Genomic DNA, 26,148 nt, shown 5'->3' with positions numbered 1-26,148 from the left:
AAGGATTTCAAAATGAATAAACGTTTCTTATTACCTGTCTTGTCGACAGCCCTACTGGCCCCAGCTTTTTTAGCTGGACAGGTCTATGCTGAAGAAGCAGCTGCCCCTGCAGAAAGTCCAGCAGTAGTAACAAATCCTGCAACTTCAGAAACTCCTGTAGCTCCAACAACAGAGGCGGCAAGTCCCGCAAGTGCTGAATCGGCGGAAGCAAAGGAAGCTCCTGTTGAATCTCCTAAAAGCGAAGAAAAAGACACCGTTATCTTGCACACCAATGATGTCCACGGTCGTATCGTAGAGGAAAAGGGAGTTATTGGAGATGCTAAGCTAGCGACTGTCATCGAGCAGGAACGCGCGAAATCAAATCAAACGACTCTCGTCGTAGATGCTGGAGACGCCTTCCAAGGTTTACCGATTTCCAACTCTACAAAGGGTGAAGCACGCGCCGAAATTCTCAATCAGATGCAGTATGATGCCATGGCAGTAGGAAACCATGAGTTTGACTTTGGTTTAGACGAAGCTAAAAAATACAAGGAAATCTTGAAATTCCCATTACTTAGCTCAAATACCTATGTCAATGGAGCTCGTCTTTTTGAAGCTTCTACAATCGTTGATAAAGATAAGACTGTGGAAGGTGATGAGTTTGTTGTAATCGGTGTGACAACACCTGAAACAGCTACCAAAACTCACCCTAAAAATGTCAAAGGGGTAACCTTTACAGATCCAATCTCTGAAGTCAATAAGGTTATCGAAGAAGTTCAAGCCAAGGCGCGTGCAGAAGGTAAGGACTACAAACACTATGTCGTACTCGCTCACTTGGGTGTTGATACTACAACCCCAGTCGAATGGCGCGGTTCAACTTTGGCAGAAGCCTTGTCTAAAAATCCTCGTTTGAAAGGGAAACGCGTAACAGTAATCGATGGTCACTCTCATACAGTAGAATCAACGACCTATGGAGATAATGTTACCTATAACCAGACAGGAAGCTACCTTCATAATGTAGGGAAAATCACCTACAAATCACGTCAGCTTTTGGGTAATCCAACTCAGATTGCGGCTGCTGATGCTAAAAAATTACCAGCCAATCCAACAGTTGAAAAACTGGTCAAAGACATTAAACAAAAATACGATGCTGAAAATGCTGTTGAAGTCGTTTCAAACAGCCCTGTAGAACTCAACGGAGATCGTGAAAATGTTCGGGTCCGTGAAACCAACCTCGGAAACGTCGTAGCAGATTCTCTCTATCAGTATGGTCAGACAGGATTTAGCCATCCGACAGACATCGCTGTTACAAATGGTGGTGGCTTGCGTGAAACCATTGCAAAAGGCAAACCGATCACTAAAGGAAATGTCATTGCCGTTCTTCCATTTGGAAATACCATCTCACAAATCCAAGTGACGGGGCAACAAGTATTGGATATGTTTGAAAAGTCACTCGGATCTATCTTGCAGGTCGATAAGGATGGTAAGAAGGTATTGGATGAGAACGGCCAACCATTGTTAGAGCCAAGTGGTGGTTTCTTGCAAGTTTCAGGTGTGAAGGTCTACTATGATACCAACCTACCATCAGGCAAACGTGTCTTGGCCATCCAGGTTAAAAACCGTGCAACTGGTCGTTATGAACTCCTGGACCTCGCAAAAACATACTATCTTGCAACTAATGATTTCTTAGCTGCGGGTGGTGATGGCTATACTATGTTGGGTGGCGCTCGTGAAGAAGGTCCTTCTATGGATGCAGCCTTTGAAGAGTATCTGAAAACCGCTGATTTGACCCAGTATGAAAAGATTAATCCGAACTCACGGACGATTTCTGTGGATTCTACAACTTTTAGTCTGCCGGTAGAAACGCCTCAAACGAATGCGGCTGCTAATGATGCGACTACAAATGTGCCATTGACTTATGAGGTGGCAGGTCAATTTAGCAAGAAGGCAGTTGTCTCAGAAAAAGCCCTCCCAAATACAGGAAGCGAACAGTCCATCTTCTTGCTCTTGATGGGAATGGTAGCTGGTTTGGCAGGTATCTTATCGAGTCGAAAACCAAAGCAAAAATAGGTTAAATTTTACATCTAGAAGAGTCTAGGGAAACGTTTTTACGCCTTTTTCCCTTGACTCTTTTTTGGTTTATGATATAATTAACCAGTAAAGAATCGGTGGCTATCGATACTTTTATCTAAAAGTGATAGTTAAGAAAGGAGTAACACATGAGACAGCTTGCACAGGAAATCGATAACTTTTTAAACGAGGTGATCCTGAGATCTGAGAACCAGCATGAAATTCTGATAGGGCATTGCACAAGTGACGTAGCCTTGACCAATACTCAGGAACACATCCTCATGCTCTTGTCAGAAGAATCCCTAACCAACTCGGAGTTGGCTCGTCGTCTTAACGTCAGTCAGGCGGCAGTGACCAAGGCTATCAAGTCTTTGGTCAAAGAAGGAATGTTAGAGACATCGAGAGATCCAAAGGATGCGCGTGTGATTTTTTATCAGTTGACTGATTTGGCTCGACCAGTAGCGGCGGAACACCACCATCACCATGAGCACACGCTCTTAGCCTATGAACAAGTGGCAAGTCAGTTTACTCCAAATGAACAAGAAGTTATCCAGCGGTTTTTAACTGCTTTAGTAGGAGAAATCAAATAATGCGGTATATTACAGTAGAGGACTTGTCTTTCTATTATGACAAAGAACCTGTCCTCGAGCATATCAACTACAGTGTTGATAGCGGGGAGTTTGTCACCCTGACTGGTGAAAATGGAGCTGCCAAGACGACGCTTATCAAGGCGAGTCTAGGCATCTTGCAACCAAGATTTGGCAAGGTAACCATCTCAAAGACAAATACTCATGGGAAAAAGCTTAGGATAGCCTATCTTCCTCAGCAGATTGCCAGTTTTAATGCTGGTTTTCCAAGTACGGTTTATGAATTTGTCAAGTCGGGTCGCTATCCGCGAAAGGGCTGGTTCCGTCGTTTGAATGCTCACGATGAGGAGCATATCAAGGCCAGTCTAGACTCGGTTGGTATGTGGGAACATCGTGATAAACGAATTGGCTCCCTCTCGGGAGGGCAAAAGCAGCGGGCGGTTATTGCACGGATGTTTGCTTCTGACCCAGATATCTTTGTCTTGGATGAGCCGACGACAGGGATGGATGCGGGGAGCAAAAATGAATTTTACGAACTCATGCACCACAGTGCCCACCATCATGGCAAGGCCGTTTTGATGATTACCCATGACCCTGAGGAGGTCAAGGCCTACGCAGATCGCAATATCCATCTAGTGCGTAACCAAGACTCGCCATGGCGTTGTTTTAACGTTCACGAGAGTGACCAGGAGGTGGACCATGCTTAGTTTGTTATCCTATGACTTCATGCAGCGTGCCTTCTTGGCTGTTATTGCCATGAGTCTCTTTTCTCCAGTCCTTGGGACCTTCCTTATCTTACGTCGTCAGAGTCTCATGAGTGATACTCTTAGTCACGTTTCCTTGTCAGGGGTTGCCTTTGGTCTGGTTTTGGGGATTTCTCCAACCATTTCGACCATTGTTATTGTCTTGATAGCTGCGATCTTTCTGGAGTATCTCCGTACGGTTTACAAGAACTTTATGGAAATCGGAACTGCCATCCTCATGTCAACAGGGCTTGCAGTCTCCCTTATTGTGATGAGTAAGGGGAAAAGTTCGAGCTCCATGAGTTTGGACCAATATCTCTTTGGGTCTATTGTGACCATTAGTCAGGAGCAGGTGATTTTCCTCTTTGCCATTGCAACGGTCGTTTTACTCTTGACTTTCTTATTCTTGCGACCAATGTATATCCTGACTTTTGATGAGGATACGGCCTTTGTGGATGGACTTCCAGTTCGTACCATGTCCATTCTTTTTAACATGGTGACAGGGGTGGCCATTGCCCTCATGATTCCAGCAGCAGGAGCTCTTCTGGTGTCGACCATTATGGTTTTGCCAGCTAGTATTGCCCTTCGTTTGGGGAAAAACTTTAAATCCGTTATGTTACTAGCCAGCGCTATTGGCTTTTTGGGAATGGTGGCAGGACTCTATATTTCCTACTATGCGGAAACCCCTGCCAGCGCTAGTATCACCATTATCTTTGTAGCTGTCTTTTTGTTAGTCAGTCTACTGAAACGCTTTATCAAATAGGAGAATGAAATGAAAAAACTGAGCTTATTGCTAGCTAGTCTATGTGCCTTGTTTTTAGTGGCTTGTTCCAATCAAAAACAGGCAGATGGGAAGCTAAATATCGTGACAACCTTTTACCCTGTCTACGAATTTACCAAGCAAGTCGCAGGAGATACTGCTAATGTAGAACTTCTAATCGGTGCTGGTACAGAACCTCACGAATACGAACCGTCTGCCAAGGCAGTTGCTAAAATCCAAGATGCAGATACCTTTGTCTATGAAAATGAAAATATGGAAACTTGGGTTCCAAAATTACTAGAATCCTTGGATAAGAAAAAGGTGAAAACTATCAAGGCGACAGGTGATATGCTGCTCTTGCCAGGTGGTGAGGAAGAAGAGGAAGGGCATGATCATGGCGGTGAGGGTCACCATCACGACTACGATCCCCACGTTTGGTTATCACCAGCACGCGCCATCAAACTGGTAGAGCATATCCGTGACAGCTTGTCAGCAGATTATCCTGATAAAAAAGAGACTTTTGAGAAGAACGCAGCTGCCTATATTGAGAAACTAAAAGCCTTGGACAAGACCTACACAGATGGCTTGTCTCAAGCCAAACAAAAGAGCTTTGTGACCCAGCACGCAGCTTTCCGATACTTGGCTTTGGACTACGGCCTCAAGCAAGTATCCATCTCAGGTCTCTCACCAGATGCAGAGCCATCAGCAGCACGTTTGGCAGAATTGACAGAGTATATCAAGAAAAACAAGATTTCTTATATCTACTTTGAGGAAAATGCCTCACAAGCCCTCGCCAATACCCTCTCAAAAGAAACGGGCGTCAAACTAGATGTGCTCAATCCGCTAGAAAGCCTGACAGAAGAAGCAACCAAGGCTGGTGAGGACTATATCTCCGTGATGGAGAAAAACCTCAAGGCTTTGAAACAAACAACGGACCAAGAAGGACCAGAAATCGAACCAGAGAAGGAAGAAAATACCAAGACAGTTCACAATGGTTACTTTGAGGATGCAGATGTCAAAGACCGCACCTTGAGTGACTATATAGGCAACTGGCAGTCAGTTTATCCTTTCCTTGAGGATGGAACCTTCGATCAAGTCTTTGACTACAAGGCTAAGTTGACTGGCAAGATGACCAAGGATGAGTATAAGGCTTACTATAGAAAAGGCTATCAGACAGATGTGACTAAGATTAATATCACGGACAATACCATGGAATTCATCCAAGGTGGCCAAAGCAAGAAATTCACCTACAAGTATGTCGGCAAGAAAATCTTGACTTATAAGAAAGGCAATCGTGGCGTGCGCTTCCTCTTTGAAGCGACAGATGCGGACGCTGGACAGTTCAAGTATGTTCAGTTTAGTGACCACAATATCGCTCCAGTCAAGGCAGAACATTTCCATATCTTCTTTGTAGGCACCAGCCAAGAAGCCCTCTTTGAAGAGATGGATAACTGGCCAACCTACTACCCAGATAACCTATCTGGTCAAGAAATCGCCCAAGAAATGTTGGCGCATTGATGCAAGAGAAAAATCCCGCAAATCTGCGGGATTTTTTGGTAGAAACCTTTATCTGGTTAGGTTGCGAGACGGTAAACCGCCTCTGCGTAGATGTCCATAGCGCGATAAAGATCGTCTAGGACAGCTGCTTCATTTGCCTGATGTTCAGTTTGTTGTGCTCCTGGGAAAAGAGCGCCAAAGGCTACACAGTTTGGCATGGTGCGGGCAAAGGTAGCACCACCTGATGAGAGAGGAGGAGTTTTATCTCCGGTTTTTTCTTGGTAGACTTGCATAAGGGTAGTAACAAGTTGGCTATCTCTTGCGACATAGAGGGGGGCTAGATAGTCAAATTCTTGGTAGTTAAGTTGGTAGTCTTTGACGCACTGAGTGAGCTGTGCCACCAGTTTCTCTTTATCTGCTAGCACAGGTATGCGTATATCGATCCGAATCTCGGAGCAATCGGGATTGATGGTCAACCCTGCAACATTAAAGGAAAGGGTACCAGACGGTTCATCAGCAACTTCTCCAAAGATTCCAAGCCCTCTACCATCTTGCCCTGCTTTGTCGGCTAGAAAATGGAGGGCAGGGTGGGATTGGAGAGGTGCGAGTACACTAGCAAGCCGAATGACTGCATTTATACCCTGACTAGCATCTTTGGCGTGTTTAGGTACCCCGAGTACGGTCACGGTTTGGTCTGTGGTTTGGTGATCAAAATTTGCTTCCTTCAACCCTTTACAAACCGCTTCATAAAGAGGACCTTGATAATTTGCCTTATCTGGTACGACATTAAATGCACCTCCGACATCGAGCTTGAGATAATCAGAACCGGGGCCATGAAGCTTGACTTGAAGGAGCCCCTTTTCAGCGTATGTCAAAGGAAATGATGAATCAGGGGCGAATCCCATACTGGCTGTTTCTTCGAGGGCGTTGTAGCGTGCCATACATCTCCAAAGAGTTTCTTCATCCGTACCAAAGATAAAACGCACGCGCTTCTTAAATTGGATGCCTTGGTCCAGCAAGCTTTTCACTGCGTAGAGAGCTGCGAGTGAAGGACCTTTGTCGTCTTGTGCCCCTCGTCCATAGAGTTTGCCTTCTCTGATAGTTGCTTCAAATGGAGGAGATTGCCAATCTGACAAATCTCCTGCAGGCACAACATCCAAGTGACAGAGGATGGCAAGGAGTTCTCCCTCACCAACCTCTGCATAACCATAATAGCCCTTGGGATCAATATAAGTTTTAAAGCCAAGTTCACGGCAGATTTCCAGCGTCTTTTCTAGAACGTCTTGAATAGCTTGTCCAAAAGGTGTTCCATTTTCCCCTTCTTGGAGGACAGATGGGTAGGAGATGAGAGTCTTTAGACTCTGTATAAAGCTCTGTTTAATGGAGTCAGTGATGTAGACGGTCATTCGTTTTACCTCACACTTTGTTCTAAAGGAATGGTAGGAAGGTACCTAGGATAAGAAGAAGTATGCTCACAATGACAATAACGACAATGAGTTTAGTAACAAATTTCCACCAAGTTCCTAGACTGATACGGCCGAGCGCGAGAGCCCCCATAACGATACCAGAAGTTGGAGCGACAAGGTTTAGTACACCAGATGCAGATTGATAGGCAGTGATGATGAGACTAGGTTTTACGTTAACGAACTCGCCAAGTGGTGCCATGATTCCCATTGTAGCACTAGCAAGTCCAGATGAAGATGGGATAAGGAATGACATAGGAAGGTAGAAGAGGTAAGTCAAAACGATGAAGACTTGAGAAGAGAGACCTTGAAGTCCGACTTCACCCCAGTGTAGAATAGTTGCAGTAATCATACCATCATTCATGATAACTTGGATACCACGAGCCACTGCACAAATCAAGGCTACGGTGAGAAGATCTGCTGCACCAGCCATAAAAGTAGAGATAATCTTGCTTTCCTTAAGGCCGTAAACAACACCAATAAGAATACCCATCACAGCAAAGAGCATCGCACCTTCTGGGAAGTACCAGCTACCGAATGGTAGAGCAGATGAACCGATAGCTCCACCAATAACAGGGAGACCAATCAACCAATTCTTGAAGTCTTCAAATAGAGTGATGTGCAAGTCTACCCAAGGGATAAAGCTGGCGATCATGATGATGAAAGTCAAGATGAACAAGGCAAGAACATGTTTTTGTTTCTTGTTCAAGACAGATGGAGCATTTTCGTTATCAGTGACATTGAAGTGTTTAAGGTCTTCTTCACGTTGAGAGTAGACAAGTGATTTTGTGGGATCCTTTTGAATCTTTTCTGCATAGCGGTAGACAAAGTAAGTACTAATACCTGTCATAACAAACCAGAAGATGATACGAAGGATAACCCCGTCCATAGATGACACACCTGCGGTATCAGAAGCGATAACAGTAGCAAAGGGATTGAGAGTAGAGGCAAGACAGCCAACTTGAGAACCTAGTAGAATGATGGCAACGGCAGTAATGCTATCAAAACCAACAGCCATCATAACAGGAACAAGGAGTGGATAAAATGCCATGGTTTCTTCACCCATACCATAAGTTGTTCCTCCAAGTGCAAAGAGGGGCATGAGGATGAGGATCAGCATTTTTTCGCGTCCTTTGTATTTCTTAACAATAGAGGCAATACCAACATCTAATGTGCCTGTCGCATTGACGACACCTAGAAATCCTCCAACCATGAGGATGAAGAAGGCTACGTCAATAGCGGCTTTAGTTGGTTCGTGACCGAGCATCGCCCGGATTGGAGCCATTAGAATATCGTAAATCCCTTGGGGATTAGAGTCAACAGTTTGATAGGTACCTGCAATGAGGCCACCTGCTTCGTTCGTGTCATACTTACCTGCTGGAATGATCCAAGTCAAGATTGCCATGATAGCAATAATAATGATCAAAACAGTGTAAGATGAAGGCATTTGGAACCTTTTTTTTGTTTTTTCACTCATTTGTTTTTCCTCCTAAACTATGCCACAAAGTATAAAAACGAATGATGTTGGTTTACCTGAGTACTCCTAGTTAGAGCTTGTACTTGGGTTAAAATGGCTAGTCTTTAACAATAATTGTTCCGCTTTCGGACTCGATCAAGGCGCCTAGATTGCTGAGGGAAGTGATAACAGCCTTGCCTTCTGGGCGGTTGGTTACAAAATCGATAGCAGCTTCGACTTTTGGTAGCATGCTACCTGGTGCGAATTGTCCTTGTTTGATGTATTCTTTTAGTTGACTGACGGTAACGTGTTCAAGTTTTTCTTGGTCAGGTTTATTGTAGTTGACATAAACGTAGTCTACGCCAGTAAGGACGATAAAGAGGTCAGCTTCGACGAGTTCTGCTAGTCGTTGAGACGCAAAGTCTTTGTCGATAACGGCTTCGACCCCACGTAAGTAACCGTTTTCATTTTTAACAACAGGGATACCTCCTCCACCTGCTGCGATGACAACTTGACCATTATCGAGCAAGGTGCGGATGCTGTTGATTTCTTTAATGTCGATTGGTTTTGGTGAAGCCACCACTTTACGCCAGCCACGACCGGCATCTTCTTTGAAGGTTGCTCCTGTTTTTTCGCTCTCAGCTTTGGCATCCTCTTCTGAGTAGAATGGACCGATTGGTTTGGTGGGATTGATAAAGGCAGGGTCTTCCTTGTCTACTATAACTTGGGTAACAACAGAAGCGACATTTTTATCAAGTCCTACATCGAGCAATGCGTTATCAAGAGCACATTGTAGCCAAAAACCGATACTACCCTCGGTCATGGCAACCAAAGAATCAAGGGGGAAGGCAGGGTTTTTTTCCGAATCTGCCATCAAGTGTTGAAGCAAGAGATTACCCACCTGAGGACCATTTCCGTGAGTGATGATCAGTTCATCTCCGTTTTGAATCAACTTGACCAGATGACGAGCTGTTTCTACCAGAGCAGCCTGTTGAGCTTGGGCAGATGGGTCAGTGGAGAGGATGGCATTTCCGCCTAAAGCAACGACGATTTTTCTATGAGACATGAGCTCTCCTTCCTTTAATATGGTAAACCTGACAGAACTCCAAGAGCTACAGGCAGGTATGATGATAAAATATGAAGTGGAGGTAGCGTCTTTTTAAAAGACAAATTAGTCATTACTACTAATAAAAGGGGTTGAACGCATAGCCGACGTTTATCAGAATGAGACTAGGAAGCAGGAAGATGACAAGAGTAAGGTGGCAAATCTGTCAAACGGAATCCTTGCTTTCTTTCGCTAGAACTGATAAGCTATCATAGCTTTCGTCTCAACCCCTGTGTTGTGTATACGAGTAAGTTTTATACTTTAGGAATATAGAGATTTCCAAGAGTAGCAGCCATAACAGCTTTGATAGTGTGCATACGGTTTTCTGCTTGGTCAAAGTGGCGAGCATACTTGCTACGGAAGACTTCGTCTGTTACTTCCATTTCTTCTACGCCAAATTTCTCAGCAACATCTTTACCATAAACAGTGTGAGTGTCGTGGAATGCTGGTAAACAGTGGAGGAAGATCAAGTTTTCGTTGTTTGCTTTTTTCACTAAGTCCATATTGACTTGGTAAGGTTTCAAAAGTGCAACGCGTTCTGCGAATTTGTCTTCTTCACCCATAGATACCCAAACGTCTGTGTAAAGTACATCGGCACCTTTGACAGCTTCGTCTGCATCTTCGGTGATGAGGATGTGTGCACCACTTTCTTTAGCAAATCCTTCAGCCAATTCAACGATTTCTTTTTCTGGGAAGAGTTCTTTTGGTGAGAAGATGTGAACGTTAACACCAAGGATAGCACCTGTTACGAGCAAGCTATTGGCAACGTTGTTACGTCCATCACCACAGTATACCAATGTCAAGCCTTCCAAGCGACCGAAGTTTTCTTGAACAGTCAAGTAGTCAGCCAACATTTGAGTTGGGTGCCATTCGTCAGTTAGACCGTTCCATACTGGAACACCTGAAAATTCTGCTAGTTCTTCAACCATACGTTGGCTGAAACCACGGAATTCAATCCCGTCAAACATACGACCCAAAACTTTTGCAGTATCTTCAGTAGATTCTTTTTTACCTAACTGAATGTCATTTGCTCCGAGGTATTCTGGATGAGCACCAAGGTCAATAGCTGCAGTTGTAAAGGCTGCACGTGTACGAGTAGAAGTTTTTTCAAACAGGAGGGCGATATTTTTACCAGCAAGGTAGTGGTGTTGGATATTGCGTTTTTTCAAATCCTTCAAGTGAGCTGAAAGACCGATAAGGTATTCTAACTCTGCGCGAGTAAAGTCTTTTTCTGCTAAGAAGCTGCGTCCTTGGAATACTGAATGTGTCATTCTATTATTTCCTCTTTCTATTTTTTACATTTTTTATTGACAAATACTGAACAGCGATTATACTTCTTCACGTTCAAATGGCATAGACATACAACGAGGTCCACCACGGCCCCGAACCAATTCGCTTCCGCGAATCTTAATCAAGCGAAGCCCGTATTCTTCTAGGATCTTATTGGTAATGGTATTGCGGGCATAAACGACGACTACACCAGGTGCGATGGTCAAAGTGTTGGAGCCGTCATTCCATTGTTCACGCGCAGCTGCTACGATATTGCCACCACCGCAACGGATCAAATGAACTTTTTCTACGCCGAGGTTCTTCGCAAGAAGTTCAGCTAAGTCACCTTTTTCTTCAACAATCTTGAGTTTTTCATTTTCATAAGTGACAGAGTACACACGAAGATCGCCTTCGATTTCTGGGTGAATTGTGAACTTGTCATAGTCAACCATGGTGAAGACAGTATCCAAGTGCATGAATTTACGGTTGTTAGCAAATTCAAATGCCAATACTTTCTTGAAGCCAACATTTTTCTTGAAGATGTTCACCAAGAGTTTTTCAATCGAAGCTGCATCTGTACGTTGAGAGATACCTACTGCAAGAACGTCTTTAGAAAGAACGAGCTCATCTCCACCTTCAATACGTGTATCTTCTTCACGGTTGTAGACTAATTCTACTTTTCCACCATAGAGTGGATGGTGTTTGAAAATGTATTTACCATAAAGAGTTTCACGGTTACGAGTATCTGCATACATGTGGTTAAGTGATACGGCATTACCAATGGTTGCAAATGGGTCGCGAGTGAAGTAGAGGTTTGGCATTGGGTCAATAGCAAATGGATAGTCTGACTCAACCAAGTCAGTTAAGCCTTTTGCTTCTTCAGGAATTTCTGGCAATTCAACTTTTTGAACCCCTGCCATAGTTTTTTCAACCAATTCTTGGTTGTCCTTGATACCGTGAAGCAATTCACGAATAGCCGCCTTGGTTTGACGACCACGGATGTTAGCTTCGTCTAAATATTCCTCGATAAATTGATCGCGGATTTCTGGGGAAGTCAATGATTCAGCAGTCAATTGCTCTAGGTAAAGGACCTCAATTCCTTCATCACGAAGAGCTTGAGCAAATGCGTCATGTTCTTTTTGAGCATCTTCCAAGAATGGAATGTCATCAAAAAGAAGCCTTTCGAGATAGTCCGGCAACAAGTTTTCCAACTCTTTGCCTGGACGGTGCAACATAACTTTTTTCAGTTTCCCAATTTCTGAGAATACCTGAATTGGATGTGAAGACATGTGTTTTCCTCCTTAAAAATTTTCACGGTGGCACCTTTTTGGTACCGCTTACATTTACGTTATATCATATTCTCAGAGGCGTGTCAATAGTAAAAAATGATTAAAAATTCGGACAAAACAAGGTTTTAGTAGTATTTTATGTTATTATACGATAGCAAAAGGAATTAGAGGAAATAAATGTATAAACTTCTACTATAAAGAATATAATATTTTTTGAAAAAATTATGCTAAATTTCACATTTTAAGAAGAAATGTCCAGATTTTAAGTCATTTCTGACGAGGAATTGAGAAGAACAATGATTGAAAGCCACTTAGAAAATTATATGAAATCTATCTGAAAGCCTTTCTTTTGAATGGCATAAAATGTATATTGTACAAATTATAGAATCTTTTCTGAGTATTTAGGGAGACAGCCTTGTCTTATTGACGGTACCTAGATTTTTTGTTATAGTCAACGCGGTAAGAACTAGGAAGAAGGAGTTATTCACAAGTTGTGGATAAGTCTGGGGAGAGCAGGAGATTCAGCTAATATCCTAGAGGGTTCTTGATAATAGCACCGGCAACTAGTAACTGGTCAGCTTTCTAGTAGAAATCCTAGTGCAGTGGGGATTTGAGCAGAGTTTGCTGAAGGTGCTTGGTTTAAAGTCAAAGAGCCGGAGTCTAGAAAAGCTAGTTTTTAGGCATGTTTTCTTATCCACAAGTTGTGGATAACTTTGTGAGCAAGAGAAATAATCAGAGAAAGAGATATGAGATGATGACAAAAATAAAACCACATGGGCCATTACCAAGTCAGGCCCAGCTAGCTTATTTAGAGGATGAACTAGCTGCCTTTATCCATTTTGGCCCCAATACCTTTTATGACCAAGAATGGGGAAGTGGGCAGGAGGATCCCAAGCGTTTTAACCCGACCAAGTTGGATGCGCGTGAATGGGTCCGGGTACTCAAAGAAACGGGTTTTAAAAAGCTGATTTTGGTAGTCAAGCACCATGATGGATTTGTGCTCTATCCGACCGCTTACACGGACTATTCGGTTAAGGCTAGCCCTTGGAGGGATGGAAAGGGGGACTTGCTCCTTGAGGTTTCCCAAGCCGCAACTGAGTTTGATATGGATATGGGAGTGTATTTGTCGCCTTGGGATGCTCACAGTCCCCTCTATCACGTGGACCGAGAAGCGGACTACAATGCCTACTATCTGGCTCAGTTGAAGGAAATCTTGTCAAATCCTGCCTATGGGAATGCCGGGAAGTTCTCTGAGGTGTGGATGGATGGTGCTCGAGGGGAAGGGGCCCAGAAGGTCAACTATGAGTTTGAGACCTGGTTTGAAACCATTTGTGACTTGCAGGGCGATTGTTTGATTTTCTCAACTGAGGGAACTAGTATTCGCTGGATTGGAAATGAACGGGGCTATGCAGGGGCTCCCTTGTGGCAAAAAGTCAAACCCGACCAGTTGGGGACAGAGGCGGAATTAGATTATCTACAGCACGGAGATCCCTCGGGGACGCTGTTTTCAATCGGTGAGGCAGATGTTTCTCTTCGGCCAGGCTGGTTTTACCATGAGGATCAGGAGCCTAAGTCTCTCGAGGAGTTGGTCGAGATCTATTTTCACTCAGTAGGGCGGGGAACTCCACTCTTGCTTAATATCCCACCAAACCAAGATGGCCTCTTTGATGAAAAGGATATCCAGCGCCTCTATGAATTTGCTGCCTACCGTGACGAATTCTATAAAGAAGATCTGGCTCTGGGAGCCAAGGTATATGGCCCTGCTCTATCACCAGACTTTGCCTGTCATCATCTGACAGATGAACTGGAAACTAGTTTATGGGCAAGTGATTCAGAGTTGTCAATCCAGTTAGAGATTGATTTAGGAACTCCCAAGACTTTCGATGTAATCGAGCTGAGGGAAGATTTGAAGCTAGGGCAACGCATCGCTGCTTTCCATGTTCAGGTAGAGTTGGATGGTGTCTGGCAGGAGTTTGGATCTGGTTATACTGTTGGCTACAAACGTCTCTTACGAGGATCAGTCGTTGAGGCGCAGAAGGTGCGTGTAATCATCACAGAGGCACAGGCTTTGCCTTTGTTAACCAAGATTTCACTTTATAAAACACCTAGCTTGTCAAAAAAAGAAGTTGTTCAGCAACTAGAGTTTTCAGAAAAAAGTCTAGCTGTGACCAAGGGAGAAAATGTCCACTTTACAGTGAAGCGCATAGAATTTAGCAGTCCTTTAGAAGCTAAGATTTCGATTCAGCCAGGGACGGGTGTGCATGGTGTTGCTTATCGGGATGAGATTCAAGTTCTTGCGTTTCAAGCTGGCGAGACTGAAAAAAGGCTAACGCTACCAACCTTGTATTTTTCAGGAGATAAAAGCTTAGATTTTTATCTGAATTTGACGGTAGATGGGCAGCTTATTGACCGGCTTCAAGTACAAGTTTCATAAAAGAAGAACCTTTGCGTCATGCAAAGGTTCTTTTGGTTATGAGTGACTTGGCAACCAGCTAAGTGTAAAGGTCAGTTGCTCAGCTTTCAAGAGGTCTTGGTGTTGAATGCTAGATACTGGGGACTTGTCCAATCGGCATTCTTTGACAAAGTTGAAATGGCTGTAGTTTTGCTCGGCATGTATATCCAGCCATTTATTTTCCTTAGCCAGGAAGATACGGAGGCGGTCAAAGAGAGGGATTCCGATATCGTAGCTGGGCTTGCCCGGACAGGTCGGATAGAATCCGAGAGCCGACCAGATGTACCAAGCAGAGAGACTACCATTGTCTTCATCGCCAGGATAGGCTTGCCAGCTTGGGTGAAAGGCTTTCTGACGCAGAGTCTTGATGAGTAGAGCGGTATAGTCAGGGTGGTCGCTGTAGCGAAAGAGATAAGGAATGTGGAAACTAGGTTGGTTTGAAATGGCGATTTGCCCAAAAGGAGCGGTAGCCATCTCGCTCATTTCATGAATTTCGTAACCATAGCCGGTGGTTTCAAAGAGAGGAGCGCCCTGACAGGATTTCAAAAGATAGTTGCTAAAGGTTTCTTTTCCACCCATAAGTTGGATTAAGCCTGGGATGTCGTGGAGGACGCCTAAAGTCGCTTGAATGGCAGAGCATTCGGCGTAGTCGCGTCCCCAACTATAAGGAGAGAAGTCGGGGCGGAAGTTGCCTTGGCTGTCTCGCGCTCGCATGTAACCTGTCTCAGCGTCAAATAGATGGCGGTAATTTTGTGAAGCAGTTCTATAAGTTTCCGCGATATCATTCTGACCTAGTTTTTCGGCACAGCTAGCGATACAAAAGTCGCTATAGGCATAGTCTAGGGTATGGCTGACACTTTCGTGGTGGTCGGTAGAGAGGTAGCCAAGCTCTTGGTATTGGGCTAGTCCGTGGCGACCATTGATGCCGAGAGGGTCGGACTTGGTGGCTGTTTCAAGCATGGCTTGAAGGAGTTCTTCTTCCAAGTCGGGAGCCATGTCCTTGCAGGCGCTATCCGCGATAATGCCATCTAGCAGGGTACCGGGCATCATGCCACGTTCATCTGGAGCTAGCCACTTTGGAAGGAATCCAGTATCGCGGTAGCTATTGAGGAAACCCTCTAAAAAGCGGTGATAGTGTTCTGGTATGATAAGGGCAAAGAGGGGAAATGTAGTTCGGAAGGTATCCCAGAAACCATTGTTGCTAAAGAGGACACCGTGCTTGACAGTACCAGTAGCCAGATCCATGTGGATGGCTTGCCCTGATTCATCAACCTCATAAAAAGTCTGCGGGAAGAGAAAGAGTCTGTAAAGGCAGTGGTCAAAGAAGGTTCGGTCAGCCTCTCCTGTCTCCAGCACATCAAAACGATGGAGGAGATTTTCCCAGTCCGCTTTCGCACTTGCTTTACAGCTATCAAAGTCCTTTTGAGGTATATTAAGCAGAGCTTGAGAAGGGGAGATGAAAGAAGCCGCTAGCCGAATCTCGGCATGACCATCTGCTAGGTCAATTCGCCAGTCTCCACCTTCTTGGCTGACAGCAAGAATATCCGTATTCATTTGCAGGGCAGTGAACATAGTTAGTAGATTTTTGTTAGTCTCAGTTTTCCCTTCTTGTCTCAGGGCTAGAGTCCGCTTATCTACTTGCTCGACTGTCAGTTCATCTGCTGTGTGAAGATAGAGGGAGAGGGCTTTCCCTTGCTTTTGCTCCAAACGAATAGAAGCGCCGTAGCAAGTCGGTGTGAGCCGGGTTTCAATCTGATAGCGCAGAGAAAAGAGTTTCAAATAGTGAGGCTGGAAGCAAGCTTTATCTATATCATAAGAAGACTGGCGGTGAAAGAGGCTATCTCCGCCCAGTTGACCGGTGACAGGTGTCAGAAGGAGCCAAGAATATTCGCCAATCCAAGGACTGGGCTGATGGGTTAATCGAATCCCCTGAAAAATGGGCAGATGCGAATCGAAAAACCAAGCACCCTCCTGATCGCTGGTCTGGGGAACAAAATAATTCATCCCGAAAGGGACGCCTGTGTAGGGCAGGGTATTTCCCCGAGAAAAGGCATGCTTGCTAGCAGTCCCAAAGCGGGTATCGATGGTTTCAAGTAGTGGTTTCATGGTATTTCCTTTAGCTGTTTTTCTACATTATATCAGAAAAATGAGGCCTTTAGATATGGGGGTCGAAAGTAAGCAATTTTGTAGAAAAATGACTATCATTTGTGTATGTATTTTCTGTCTCAAAAACTATATACTGAACATGAAACTTGTTTGAAAGAGGAAACTGCACGATGATTTATTCAAAAGAAATTGTTAGAGAATGGCTAGATGAAGTAGCGGAGCGGACCAAGGACCATCCGGAGTGGGTGGATGTCTTCGAGCGTTGCTACACAGACACTTTGGACAATACGGTCGAGATTCTAGAAGATGGTTCAACTTTTGTCTTGACTGGGGATATTCCTGCCATGTGGCTTCGGGATTCGACAGCCCAGTTACGACCATATCTTCATGTGGCTAAAAGAGATCCTCTCCTGCGTCAGACCATTGCAGGTTTGGTCAAGCGTCAGATGACCTTGGTGCTTAAGGATCCTTATGCCAACTCTTTTAACATTGAGGAGAACTGGAAGGGGCACCACGAAACTGACCATACAGACCTTAATGGCTGGATTTGGGAACGCAAGTACGAGGTGGACTCGCTTTGCTATCCTTTGCAGTTGGCTTATCTCCTCTGGAAAGAGACTGGAGAGACTAGTCAGTTTGATGAGACTTTTGTCGCAGCGACCAAGGAAATACTTCATCTCTGGACAGTAGAGCAAGACCACAAGAACTCTCCTTATCGTTTCGTTCGGGATACAGACCGCAAGGAAGATACTCTGGTGAATGATGGATTTGGTCCGGACTTTGCCGTGACAGGAATGACCTGGTCAGCCTTCCGACCAAGTGATGATTGTTGTCAGTATAGCTACTTGATTCCATCCAATATGTTTGCAGTCGTTGTCTTGGGTTATGTCCAAGAAATCTTTGCAGAATTGAATCTAGCTGATAGCTCAAGCATCATCGCAGATGCCAAACGTCTGCAAGCAGAGATCCAAGAAGGGATCGAAAACTATGCCTACACCTCCAACAGCAAGGGCGAAAAGATTTACGCCTTTGAAGTGGATGGTTTAGGAAATGCTAGCATCATGGATGATCCAAACGTACCGAGTCTGCTGGCGGCGCCTTATCTGGGCTATTGCGACATTGAAGACGAAGTGTATCAAGCAACTCGTCGGACCATTCTAAGCCCTGAAAATCCATACTTCTACCAAGGAGAATACGCTAGCGGTCTCGGAAGTTCTCATACCTTTTATCGCTATATCTGGCCCATTGCCCTTTCTATCCAAGGATTGACAACAAGAGATAAGGCGGAGAAGAAATTCTTGCTCGATCAGCTGGTTGCCTGCGATGGTGGCACAGGTGTCATGCATGAAAGCTTCCACGTAGATGATCCAACGCTCTACTCTCGCGAATGGTTCTCTTGGGCCAACATGATGTTCTGTGAGTTAGTTTTGGATTACCTGGATATCCGCTAGTCAGTTCTTTAGTTAGATAGAAATAAAAATTTAAGTTAGAATGAGGTTTTACTCATGGAAAATGTTGTAGTTCATATTATCTCACATAGTCACTGGGACCGTGAGTGGTACTTGCCTTTTGAAAGCCACCGTATGCAGTTGGTGGAGTTATTTGATAATCTCTTTGATCTCTTTGAAAATGACCCTGAGTTCAAGAGTTTCCACTTGGATGGTCAAACCATTGTCCTTGATGACTACTTGGAAATTCGCCCTGAAAATCACGACAAAGTCCAAGGTTACATCGACCAAGGCAAACTCAAAATTGGTCCCTTTTACATCTTGCAGGATGATTACTTGATTTCCAGTGAAGCCAACGTCCGCAATACCTTGATTGGTCAAGCTGAATGTGCAAAATGGGGCAAATCTACTCAGATTGGTTACTTCCCAGATACCTTTGGAAATATGGGACAAGCTCCCCAAATCCTTCAAAAATCAGGTATTCACGTGGCAGCCTTTGGCCGTGGTGTGAAGCCGATTGGCTTTGACAACCAAGTCCTCGAAGATGAGCAGTTTACTTCTCAGTTTTCAGAAATGTACTGGCAGGGTGCAGACGGAAGTCGTGTCCTCGGTATCCTCTTTGCCAACTGGTACAGTAATGGGAATGAAATCCCTGTTGATAAGGATGAAGCTCTGGCCTTTTGGAAACAAAAATTGGCAGACGTGCGTGACTACGCTTCGACCAACCAGTGGTTGATGATGAACGGCTGTGACCACCAACCTGTACAGCGAAATCTGAGCGAAGCCATTCGTGTAGCAAATGAACTCTTCCCAGATGTGACCTTTGTGCATAGTTCCTTTGATGACTATATCCACGCAGTAGAAAGTGCTCTGCCTGAGCAACTATCTACGGTTACAGGTGAGTTGACCAGTCAAGAAACAGACGGTTGGTATACACTTGCCAACACTTCTTCATCCCGTATTTACCTCAAACAAGCTTTCCAAGAAAATAGCAACCTCCTAGAACAAGTAGTGGAGCCATTGACTGTCATCACTGGTGGGCACAACCATAAGGACCAGTTGACCTATGCTTGGAAAGTCCTTCTACAAAATGCTCCCCATGATAGTATCTGTGGCTGTAGTGTGGACGAAGTTCACCGTGAGATGGAAACACGTTTTGCCAAGGTCAACCAAGTTGGAAATTTCGTTAAGACCAATCTTCTCAACGAGTGGAAGGGTAAAATCGCAACTCACGAAGCCCAAAGCGACCATCTCTTTACGGTTATCAATACAGGCTTGCATGACAAGGTTGACACTGTCAGCACAGTGATTGATGTGGCGGTTTGTGATTTCAAGGAATTGCACCCAACAGAAGGCTACAAGAAGATGGCAGCCTTGACCTTGCCAAACTACCGTGTCGAAGACTTGGAGGGGCATGCTGTAGAAGCGAAAATCGAAGACCTGGGAGCTAACTTTGAGTATGATTTGCCAAAAGACAAGTTCCGTCAGGCTCGTATCGCTCGACAAGTGCGCGTGACAGTCCCTGTTCATCTGGCACCACTTTCTTGGACAACCTTCCAATTGCTCGAAGGAGAACAAGAACACCGTGACGGTATTTACCAAAATGGAGTGATTGATACGCCATTTGTAACGGTCAGTGTGGATGAAAACATCACAGTCTATGACAAGACAACTCATGAAGCGTATGAAGATGTTGTTCGCTTTGAAGACCGTGGTGACATTGGAAATGAGTACATCTATTTCCAACCAAAAGGAACAGAGCCTATCTACTCAGAACTCAAAGGCTGTGAAGTCTTAGAAAATACAGCTCGTTTTGCTACAATCTTGCTCAAGCATGAATTGACAATTCCAGTAAGTGCAGACGAAAAACTGGATGCGGAACAGAGAGGCATCATCGAGTTTATGACGCGTGAAGCTGGGCGTTCAGAAGAATTGACAACCCTTCCTCTTGAAACAGAGATGACCGTCTTTGTTGACAATCCACAAATCCGCTTCAAGACTCGCTTTACCAACACCGCCAAAGACCACCGTATCCGTCTCTTGGTTAAGACTCATAATACGCGTCCAAGTAATGATTCTGAAAGCATTTATGAGGTGGTGACACGACCAAATAAACCAGCGGTTTCATGGGAAAATCCTGAAAATCCTCAACACCAACAAGCCTTTGTCAGCCTTTATGATGATGAAAAAGGGGTGACAGTGGCCAATAAAGGATTGCACGAGTATGAAATCCTTGGAGACGATACCATTGCCGTGACCATTCTTCGTGCCTCAGGTGAGTTAGGTGACTGGGGTTACTTCCCGACACCAGAGGCTCAGTGCTTGCGTGAGTTTGAAGTCGAGTTTGCTCTCGAATGCCACCAAGCAGGGGAACGCTTCTCAGCCTTCCGTCGTGCCAAAGCCTTCCAAACACCATTCACTAGTCTTCAAGTTGCTAAACAAGAAGGAAGTGTTGCTGCGACTGGTAGCCTCTTGAGTCATGCAGCGCTCAGCTTGCCACAAGTCTGCCCGACAGCCTTTAAAGTGGCTGAAAATGAAGAAGGATATGTACTTCGTTACTACAATATGAGTCAAGAAAATGTTCGCATATCAGAACAGCAACAAACCATTCTTGACTTACTTGAGCGACCATATCCAGTTCATTCAGGACTCTTAGCGCCACAAGAAATTCGTACAGAATTGATCAAAAAAGAAGACATTTAACAGTTTTAAAGTGTTTTATAACTAATGCTATGAGATAGAAAGGAGGGGCGAAAGAGTAAGGATTGACTACTGATTCGCCCCTTTTTTTGGTGAAAATATGATGATTGCAACTATTGATATCGGAGGGACTGGGATTAAGTTTGCCAGTCTGACTCCTGATGGAAAAATACTAGATAAGACAAGTACGCCGACACCAGAAACCCTAGAAGATTTACTGGCATGGCTAGACCAACGTCTGTCGGAGAAAGATTATAAGGGCATTGCCATGAGCGTTCCAGGCGCGGTCAATCAAGAAACAGGTGTGATTGAGGGGATTAGTGCTGTGCCTTACATCCATGGCTTTTCTTGGTATGAAGCTCTTGCCCATCACAAGCTACCCGTCCATCTAGAAAATGATGCCAACTGTGTTGGACTTAGTGAACTGCTGGCTCACCCAGAGATTGAAAATGCAGCCTGCGTCGTGATTGGGACAGGAATTGGCGGAGCTATGATAATCAATGGCAAACTTCACCGAGGTCGCCACGGCTTGGGAGGAGAGTTTGGCTACATGACAACCATTGCACCAGCAGAAAAGCTTAACAACTGGTCGCAACTAGCATCTACAGGGAACATGGTTCGATACGTGATTGAAAAATCTGGTCAGACTGACTGGGATGGTCGCAAGATTTACCAAGAGGCTGCAGCTGGAAATGCCCTTTGCCAAGAAGCTATCGAGCGCATGAATCGCAATCTGGCTCAAGGTTTGCTCAATATCCAGTATCTCATCGATCCAGATGTCATTAGTCTTGGAGGCTCTATCAGTCAAAATCCAGACTTCATCCAAGGTGTTAAAAAAGCCGTCGATGAATTTGTCGAAAGCTACGAAGAATACACGGTCGCACCTGTTATCCAAGCTTGCACCTATCATGCAGATGCCAATCTCTACGGTGCCCTTGTCAACTGGCTACAGGAGGAAAACCAATGGTAGTTTTTATAGGACTTAGTCCCAAACAAGCGCAAGCATTAGAGTTGCTTAAAAAGCACATTTCGCTAGCAGATGTAGAGGTAGCAGTCGCTCAGTCTGATCAAGCCTCTATCTCTATCAAGGGTGAAAGCGGACACTATCAACTAACCTATCGCAAACCTCACCAACTCTACCGTGCCTTGTCCTTGTTGGCAACAGCTCTGGCAGAAGATGATAAAGTGGAGATTGAAGAACAAGCTGCTTACGAAGAGTTGGCCTATATGGCTGACTGTTCGCGCAATGCAGTTTTGAATGTCATATCTGCCAAGCAGATGATTGAGGTCTTGGCTCTCATGGGCTACTCAACCTTTGAGCTTTATATGGAAGACACCTACCAGATTGAGGGGCAGCCATACTTTGGTTACTTCCGTGGGGCTTATTCAGCTGAAGAGTTACAGGAAATCGAAGCCTATGCCCAGCAGTTTGATATGACCTTTGTGCCTTGTATCCAGACCTTGGCCCACTTGTCGGCCTTCGTCAAATGGGGCGTTAAGGAAGTGCAAGAACTCCGTGATGTAGAGGACATTCTCCTTATTGGCGAGGAAAAGGTTTATGACCTGATTGATGGCATGTTTGCCACTCTATCTAAACTGCAGACTCGCAAGGTCAATATCGGGATGGATGAAGCCCACTTGGTTGGTTTGGGACGCTACCTGATCTTGAACGGTGTTGTGGACCGTAGTCTCCTCATGTGCCAACACTTGGAGCGCGTGCTGGATATTGCCGATAAGTATGGTTTCCACTGCCAAATGTGGAGCGATATGTTCTTCAAACTCATGTCAGCAGATGGCCAGTACGATCGCGATGTGGAAATTCCTGAGGAAACTCGTGTCTACCTAGACCGTCTCAAAGATCGTGTAACCTTGGTTTATTGGGATTATTACCAAGATAGCGAAGAAAAGTACAATCGTAATTTCCGCAATCACCACAAGATTAGCCAAGATATCGCCTTTGCAGGGGGAGCTTGGAAGTGGATTGGCTTTACCCCACACAACCATTTCAGCCGTCTAGTGGCTATCGAGGCCAATAAAGCCTGTCGTGCTAATCAGATCAAAGAAGTCATCGTAACTGGTTGGGGAGACAACGGTGGCGAGACTGCCCAGTTTTCTATCCTACCCAGCTTGCAAATCTGGGCAGAACTCTGCTACCGCAATGACCTAGACCGTTTGTCTGCACACTTCAAGACCAATACTGGTCTATCGGTTGAGGACTTTATGCAGATTGACCTAGCTAATCTCTTGCCAGACCTACCAGACAATCTTAGCGGTATCAATCCCAACCGCTACGTCTTTTATCAGGATGTTCTCTGTCCGATTCTTGATCGACACATGACACCTGAACAGGATAAACCACACTTTGCGCATGCTGCGGAGACCCTTGCTGCTATCAAAGACAAAGCAGGCATCTACGCTTATCTCTTTGAAACTCAGGCCCAGTTGAACCAGATTTTAAGTAGTAAAGTGGATGTGGGACGACGCATTCGTCAGGCCTACCAAGCGGGTGATAAAGAAAGCTTGAAAGAAATCGCAAGACAAGAATTGCCACAACTCAGAAGCGAGATTGAACACTTCCATGCCCTCTTTAGCCACCAATGGTTGAAAGAAAACAAGGTCTTTGGCTTGGATACGGTCGATATCCGTATGGGTGGACTCTTGCAACGCATCAAACGCGCAGAAAGCCGCATCGAGGCTTATCTGGCAGGACAGATTGACCGCATCGACGAGTTAGAAGTGGAAATCTTACCATTTACTGACTTCTACGCAGACAAGGACTTCGCAGCAACTACAGCCAATCAGTGGCATACCATTGCGACAGCTTCGACCATTTATACGACATAGGCTAGGCATTTATCACAAACAGTTAAACATCTCCTTTTAAACACATGGAGATGTTTTTTGATTTGGAGATAGGGAAGGAGTATAATGAAGGTAGAAAGATAGTTTGGAGGTCTGACCATGAAAAAGCTACTACTAGTCCTAGCTACTAGCATGCTAGTCTTATCTGCCTGCCATAAAATGACAGAGGATGGAGCAACTAGTCCGTCAATACCAAGGGAGCAACAAACCAAGGAAACAACCAACTATTTTCACTATTTAGCAGATTCCTATCAAAAGGCTCTTTTGCACGAAAAAGAATCCAAGTATACAAGTGTTCAGTCACCTGTGGCTGCCACAGGTGCAGCCATGGAAGAACTCCAGTTATCTAATCCGACTGATCAAGCCTTGATTATGAAGAACTACTCAGATTTTCAGAAGCTAATTCAATACAATACTGAAAAGTGGGAAGAAGAGTTTGCAAGCTGGGCTTCTTCTATGGGGCAGTCCTATCATAGACTAGAGCATACAAACTTTGATGAAAAAATGAACTAATCAAAAAATTAGAAGCTACAACAGTCTCTCAGAAAAGTGTCAAATGGAATGTTTTTGGAGTATCGAGTGACAATGCTTATGACTACTTGATTTTGGATGCCTACTATGACAAGCAGAACAAACATTTCTACTTGTTTACACTGAAAGATGGGCAAGCACAAATCTTGCATGCTGATAAGGCACTGGAAACTATCAGTACTGCAAACTTTGAAGAGACTGAAAATACAGATTTAGCGCAGCGTTTTAAGGAGTTTCTTTCCAAAACTAGTGTAACTATAGAGGATAAGCCGATTGCAGATAATAGGTCTCTAAGAGACAAGATAAAAAAGCCATGGAATCCTACTCGGATAGTAAAGGTGAAGGATTCAAGTCAACCAATTTGGCCACTTATGGTAATTACTATGGGCTTGCAGTGCCAGACCAGATAATGCAATTTGGACAAGTGGATGGGGTGAATTATACTTTTAAATGGTATGGCTATATTGCAGGTTCAGGTTCTAGGCGGTTCGATATCCTAGCTTGCTATGTGAATGAAGCAGGGACAGAGGTGGTTCTCTTTGGTTACAAGGATGGCAATCCTGCTCTTTTACACACAGAAGGACAGCCAGAGATTGAGAAAAATGAATCAGGGGCTATCATAAATGCCCAGGTTCATTTTGTCGAGTTTCATCACACAATATTAGAACAAGTTTTCAATTAGTAAAGCGGAAATACACTTATCGCATGCAAAGCGTTTCTCGTGAAACATCCTTCTTATATAAAAACTTCTCCACATAAAATAATTTGTGGAGTTTTTTCTATAATTAGTAGTTTAACCTAGCCTCCAAATAGGAGTATACTAATAATGTAATCGTTATCAAACCTAAAAATTCGATGAAATCAGTTTTTAGGAATAAAATGGGAGGAAATTATGAAAAAGTTTTCAAAGACCTTGAGAGATAACTGGATCTTTCTCTTGATGGTTTTACCAGGGGCTCTCTGGCTGATTCTATTCTTTTACATTCCAGTATTTGGGAATGTGGTCGCCTTTAAAGACTACCATATGACCAGTAATGGTTTCATAGATAGTATTGTGAATAGTAAATGGGTCGGGTTAGATAATTTCAGATTCTTGTTTAGTTCAAAAGATGCCTTTATCATTACTCGAAATACTGTTCTTTACAATCTCGGGTTTATCTTTATCGGTTTGATTGTATCAGTAGGGATTGCCATCATCCTTAGCGAGCTTCGCTCTAAGAGAATGGTTAAGATTTTCCAAACGTCTATGTTGTTCCCTTACTTCTTGTCATGGGTTATCATCAGTTTCTTTACAGATGCCTTCCTAAACATTGACAAAGGAGTTTTCAACCATTTCCTAACCTCCATTGGCATGAAGGAAATCAACTTCTATGCTGACTTAGGCATTTGGCCATATCTTCTCCTTTTCCTAGGTATCTGGAAAGGCTTTGGATATAGCAGTGTCATGTACTATGCGACGATCATGGGAATTGACCCAACCTACTACGAAGCAGCAACAGTGGACGGGGCGAGCAAGTGGCAACGTATTCGCAATGTAACCATTCCTCAGTTGACTCCGCTTGTAACAGTTTTGACCATCCTTGCGGTCGGAAATATCTTCCGTGCAGACTTTGGTCTCTTCTATCAAATCCCACACAATGCTGGTCAGCTTTACAATGTAACCAACGTTTTGGACGTATATGTATTTAATGGTTTGACTCAGACAGCAGATATCGGTATGGCTTCAGCAGCCGGTCTTTACCAATCCGTTGTCGGTTTGATACTGGTTATCCTATCAAACTTGCTTGCAAGACGAGTCGATCCAAACTCAGCTTTGTTCTAGAAAGGAGGA

20 protein-coding genes are annotated in these 26,148 nt (G+C 44.3%); 14 read left to right on the top strand and 6 right to left on the bottom strand.

Annotated features, from left to right (window positions below; all coding sequences use genetic code 11):
• Positions 1-12 precede the first annotated feature (12 nt).
• The 5 genes from nt5e to D8804_RS06310 all read left to right on the top strand — a co-directional run bounded on the left by nt5e (position 13) and on the right by D8804_RS06310 (position 5,657).
• Positions 13-2,049 (top strand): cell surface ecto-5'-nucleotidase Nt5e, encoded by a 2,037-nt coding sequence (gene nt5e / locus D8804_RS06330; RefSeq protein ID WP_125399190.1) that lies wholly within the window; start codon positions 13-15, stop codon positions 2,047-2,049.
• Positions 2,050-2,198: 149 nt separating this feature from the next.
• Positions 2,199-2,639 carry a zinc-dependent transcriptional regulator AdcR gene (adcR, locus tag D8804_RS06325; RefSeq protein WP_125399189.1) on the top strand — a complete coding sequence of 147 codons (441 nt, stop codon included), beginning with the start codon at positions 2,199-2,201 and terminating at the stop codon, positions 2,637-2,639.
• Positions 2,639-3,343 (top strand): metal ABC transporter ATP-binding protein, encoded by a 705-nt coding sequence (locus D8804_RS06320; RefSeq protein ID WP_001269480.1) that lies wholly within the window; start codon positions 2,639-2,641, stop codon positions 3,341-3,343. The genes adcR and D8804_RS06320 overlap by 1 nt, the downstream gene beginning before the upstream one ends.
• Entirely contained in the window at positions 3,336-4,142 is an 807-nt protein-coding gene (locus D8804_RS06315) for a metal ABC transporter permease (RefSeq protein WP_125399188.1), read from the top strand. Before D8804_RS06320 ends, D8804_RS06315 begins: the two co-directional genes overlap by 8 nt.
• A 9-nt stretch (positions 4,143-4,151) precedes the next feature.
• Positions 4,152-5,657, top strand: coding sequence for a zinc ABC transporter substrate-binding protein AdcA (locus D8804_RS06310; protein ID WP_125399187.1), 1,506 nt, complete (start codon positions 4,152-4,154; stop codon positions 5,655-5,657).
• A gap of 56 nt (positions 5,658-5,713) precedes the next feature.
• Here D8804_RS06310 and D8804_RS06305 read toward each other — a convergent pair whose 3' ends face one another.
• The 5 genes from D8804_RS06305 to arcA all read right to left on the bottom strand — a co-directional run bounded on the left by D8804_RS06305 (position 5,714) and on the right by arcA (position 12,218).
• Positions 5,714-7,042: a dipeptidase gene (locus tag D8804_RS06305; RefSeq protein ID WP_084945663.1), complete on the bottom strand. Its 1,329-nt coding sequence runs from the start codon at positions 7,040-7,042 to the stop codon at positions 5,714-5,716.
• A 22-nt stretch (positions 7,043-7,064) separates the two neighbouring features.
• The gene (locus D8804_RS06300; RefSeq protein ID WP_001291839.1) at positions 7,065-8,576 is read right to left on the bottom strand and encodes a YfcC family protein; all 1,512 of its coding nucleotides are present in this window, start codon (positions 8,574-8,576) and stop codon (positions 7,065-7,067) included.
• Positions 8,577-8,673: 97 nt separating this feature from the next.
• The gene (gene arcC / locus D8804_RS06295; RefSeq protein WP_125399186.1) at positions 8,674-9,621 is read right to left on the bottom strand and encodes a carbamate kinase; all 948 of its coding nucleotides are present in this window, start codon (positions 9,619-9,621) and stop codon (positions 8,674-8,676) included.
• 293 nt (positions 9,622-9,914) lie between these two features.
• Entirely contained in the window at positions 9,915-10,931 is a 1,017-nt protein-coding gene (argF, locus tag D8804_RS06290) for an ornithine carbamoyltransferase (protein WP_000149840.1), read from the bottom strand.
• Positions 10,932-10,988: 57 nt separating this feature from the next.
• Positions 10,989-12,218 (bottom strand): arginine deiminase, encoded by a 1,230-nt coding sequence (arcA, locus tag D8804_RS06285; protein WP_093586221.1) that lies wholly within the window; start codon positions 12,216-12,218, stop codon positions 10,989-10,991.
• Positions 12,219-12,972: 754 nt separating this feature from the next.
• On the opposite strand from arcA, the gene D8804_RS06280 reads away from it, so the two are divergent.
• Positions 12,973-14,652: an alpha-L-fucosidase gene (locus D8804_RS06280; RefSeq protein ID WP_185774044.1), complete on the top strand. Its 1,680-nt coding sequence runs from the start codon at positions 12,973-12,975 to the stop codon at positions 14,650-14,652.
• A 36-nt stretch (positions 14,653-14,688) separates the two neighbouring features.
• Here the strand turns inward: D8804_RS06280 and D8804_RS06275 are convergent, their stop codons facing one another.
• Complete coding sequence (locus D8804_RS06275) at positions 14,689-16,776, bottom strand: GH92 family glycosyl hydrolase (protein WP_125399184.1); 2,088 nt, start codon at positions 16,774-16,776, stop codon at positions 14,689-14,691.
• Positions 16,777-16,946: 170 nt separating this feature from the next.
• Between D8804_RS06275 and D8804_RS06270 the strand changes: the two genes are divergently transcribed.
• The 8 genes from D8804_RS06270 to D8804_RS06245 all read left to right on the top strand — a co-directional run bounded on the left by D8804_RS06270 (position 16,947) and on the right by D8804_RS06245 (position 26,139).
• The gene (locus D8804_RS06270) at positions 16,947-18,227 is read left to right on the top strand and encodes a glycoside hydrolase family 125 protein (RefSeq protein WP_125399183.1); all 1,281 of its coding nucleotides are present in this window, start codon (positions 16,947-16,949) and stop codon (positions 18,225-18,227) included.
• A 54-nt stretch (positions 18,228-18,281) separates the two neighbouring features.
• The gene (locus D8804_RS06265) at positions 18,282-20,927 is read left to right on the top strand and encodes an alpha-mannosidase (protein WP_125399182.1); all 2,646 of its coding nucleotides are present in this window, start codon (positions 18,282-18,284) and stop codon (positions 20,925-20,927) included.
• Positions 20,928-21,024: 97 nt separating this feature from the next.
• Positions 21,025-21,894: an ROK family protein gene (locus tag D8804_RS06260; protein ID WP_084974630.1), complete on the top strand. Its 870-nt coding sequence runs from the start codon at positions 21,025-21,027 to the stop codon at positions 21,892-21,894.
• The gene (locus D8804_RS06255) at positions 21,888-23,768 is read left to right on the top strand and encodes a beta-N-acetylhexosaminidase (protein ID WP_125399181.1); all 1,881 of its coding nucleotides are present in this window, start codon (positions 21,888-21,890) and stop codon (positions 23,766-23,768) included. The genes D8804_RS06260 and D8804_RS06255 overlap by 7 nt, the downstream gene beginning before the upstream one ends.
• 117 nt (positions 23,769-23,885) lie before the next feature.
• Positions 23,886-24,299 (top strand): hypothetical protein, encoded by a 414-nt coding sequence (locus D8804_RS10270; RefSeq protein WP_260472342.1) that lies wholly within the window; start codon positions 23,886-23,888, stop codon positions 24,297-24,299.
• An 86-nt stretch (positions 24,300-24,385) separates the two neighbouring features.
• Positions 24,386-24,727 carry a DUF4767 domain-containing protein gene (locus tag D8804_RS10265; RefSeq protein ID WP_260472341.1) on the top strand — a complete coding sequence of 114 codons (342 nt, stop codon included), beginning with the start codon at positions 24,386-24,388 and terminating at the stop codon, positions 24,725-24,727.
• Entirely contained in the window at positions 24,631-24,999 is a 369-nt protein-coding gene (locus D8804_RS10260) for a DUF4767 domain-containing protein (RefSeq protein WP_260472343.1), read from the top strand. Before D8804_RS10265 ends, D8804_RS10260 begins: the two co-directional genes overlap by 97 nt.
• A 210-nt stretch (positions 25,000-25,209) precedes the next feature.
• On the top strand, positions 25,210-26,139 hold the full coding sequence (locus D8804_RS06245; protein ID WP_084925398.1) for an ABC transporter permease: 930 nt from the start codon (positions 25,210-25,212) through the stop codon (positions 26,137-26,139).
• The last annotated feature ends 9 nt before the right edge of the window (positions 26,140-26,148 follow it).

The sequence above is a fragment of the Streptococcus oralis genome (genome assembly GCF_003944215.1).
GTDB classification, from domain to species: Bacteria; Bacillota; Bacilli; order Lactobacillales; family Streptococcaceae; genus Streptococcus; species Streptococcus oralis_BI.
Note: the sequence above shows the minus strand (reverse complement) of the source record. Positions and strands in the feature narration are given on the sequence as shown.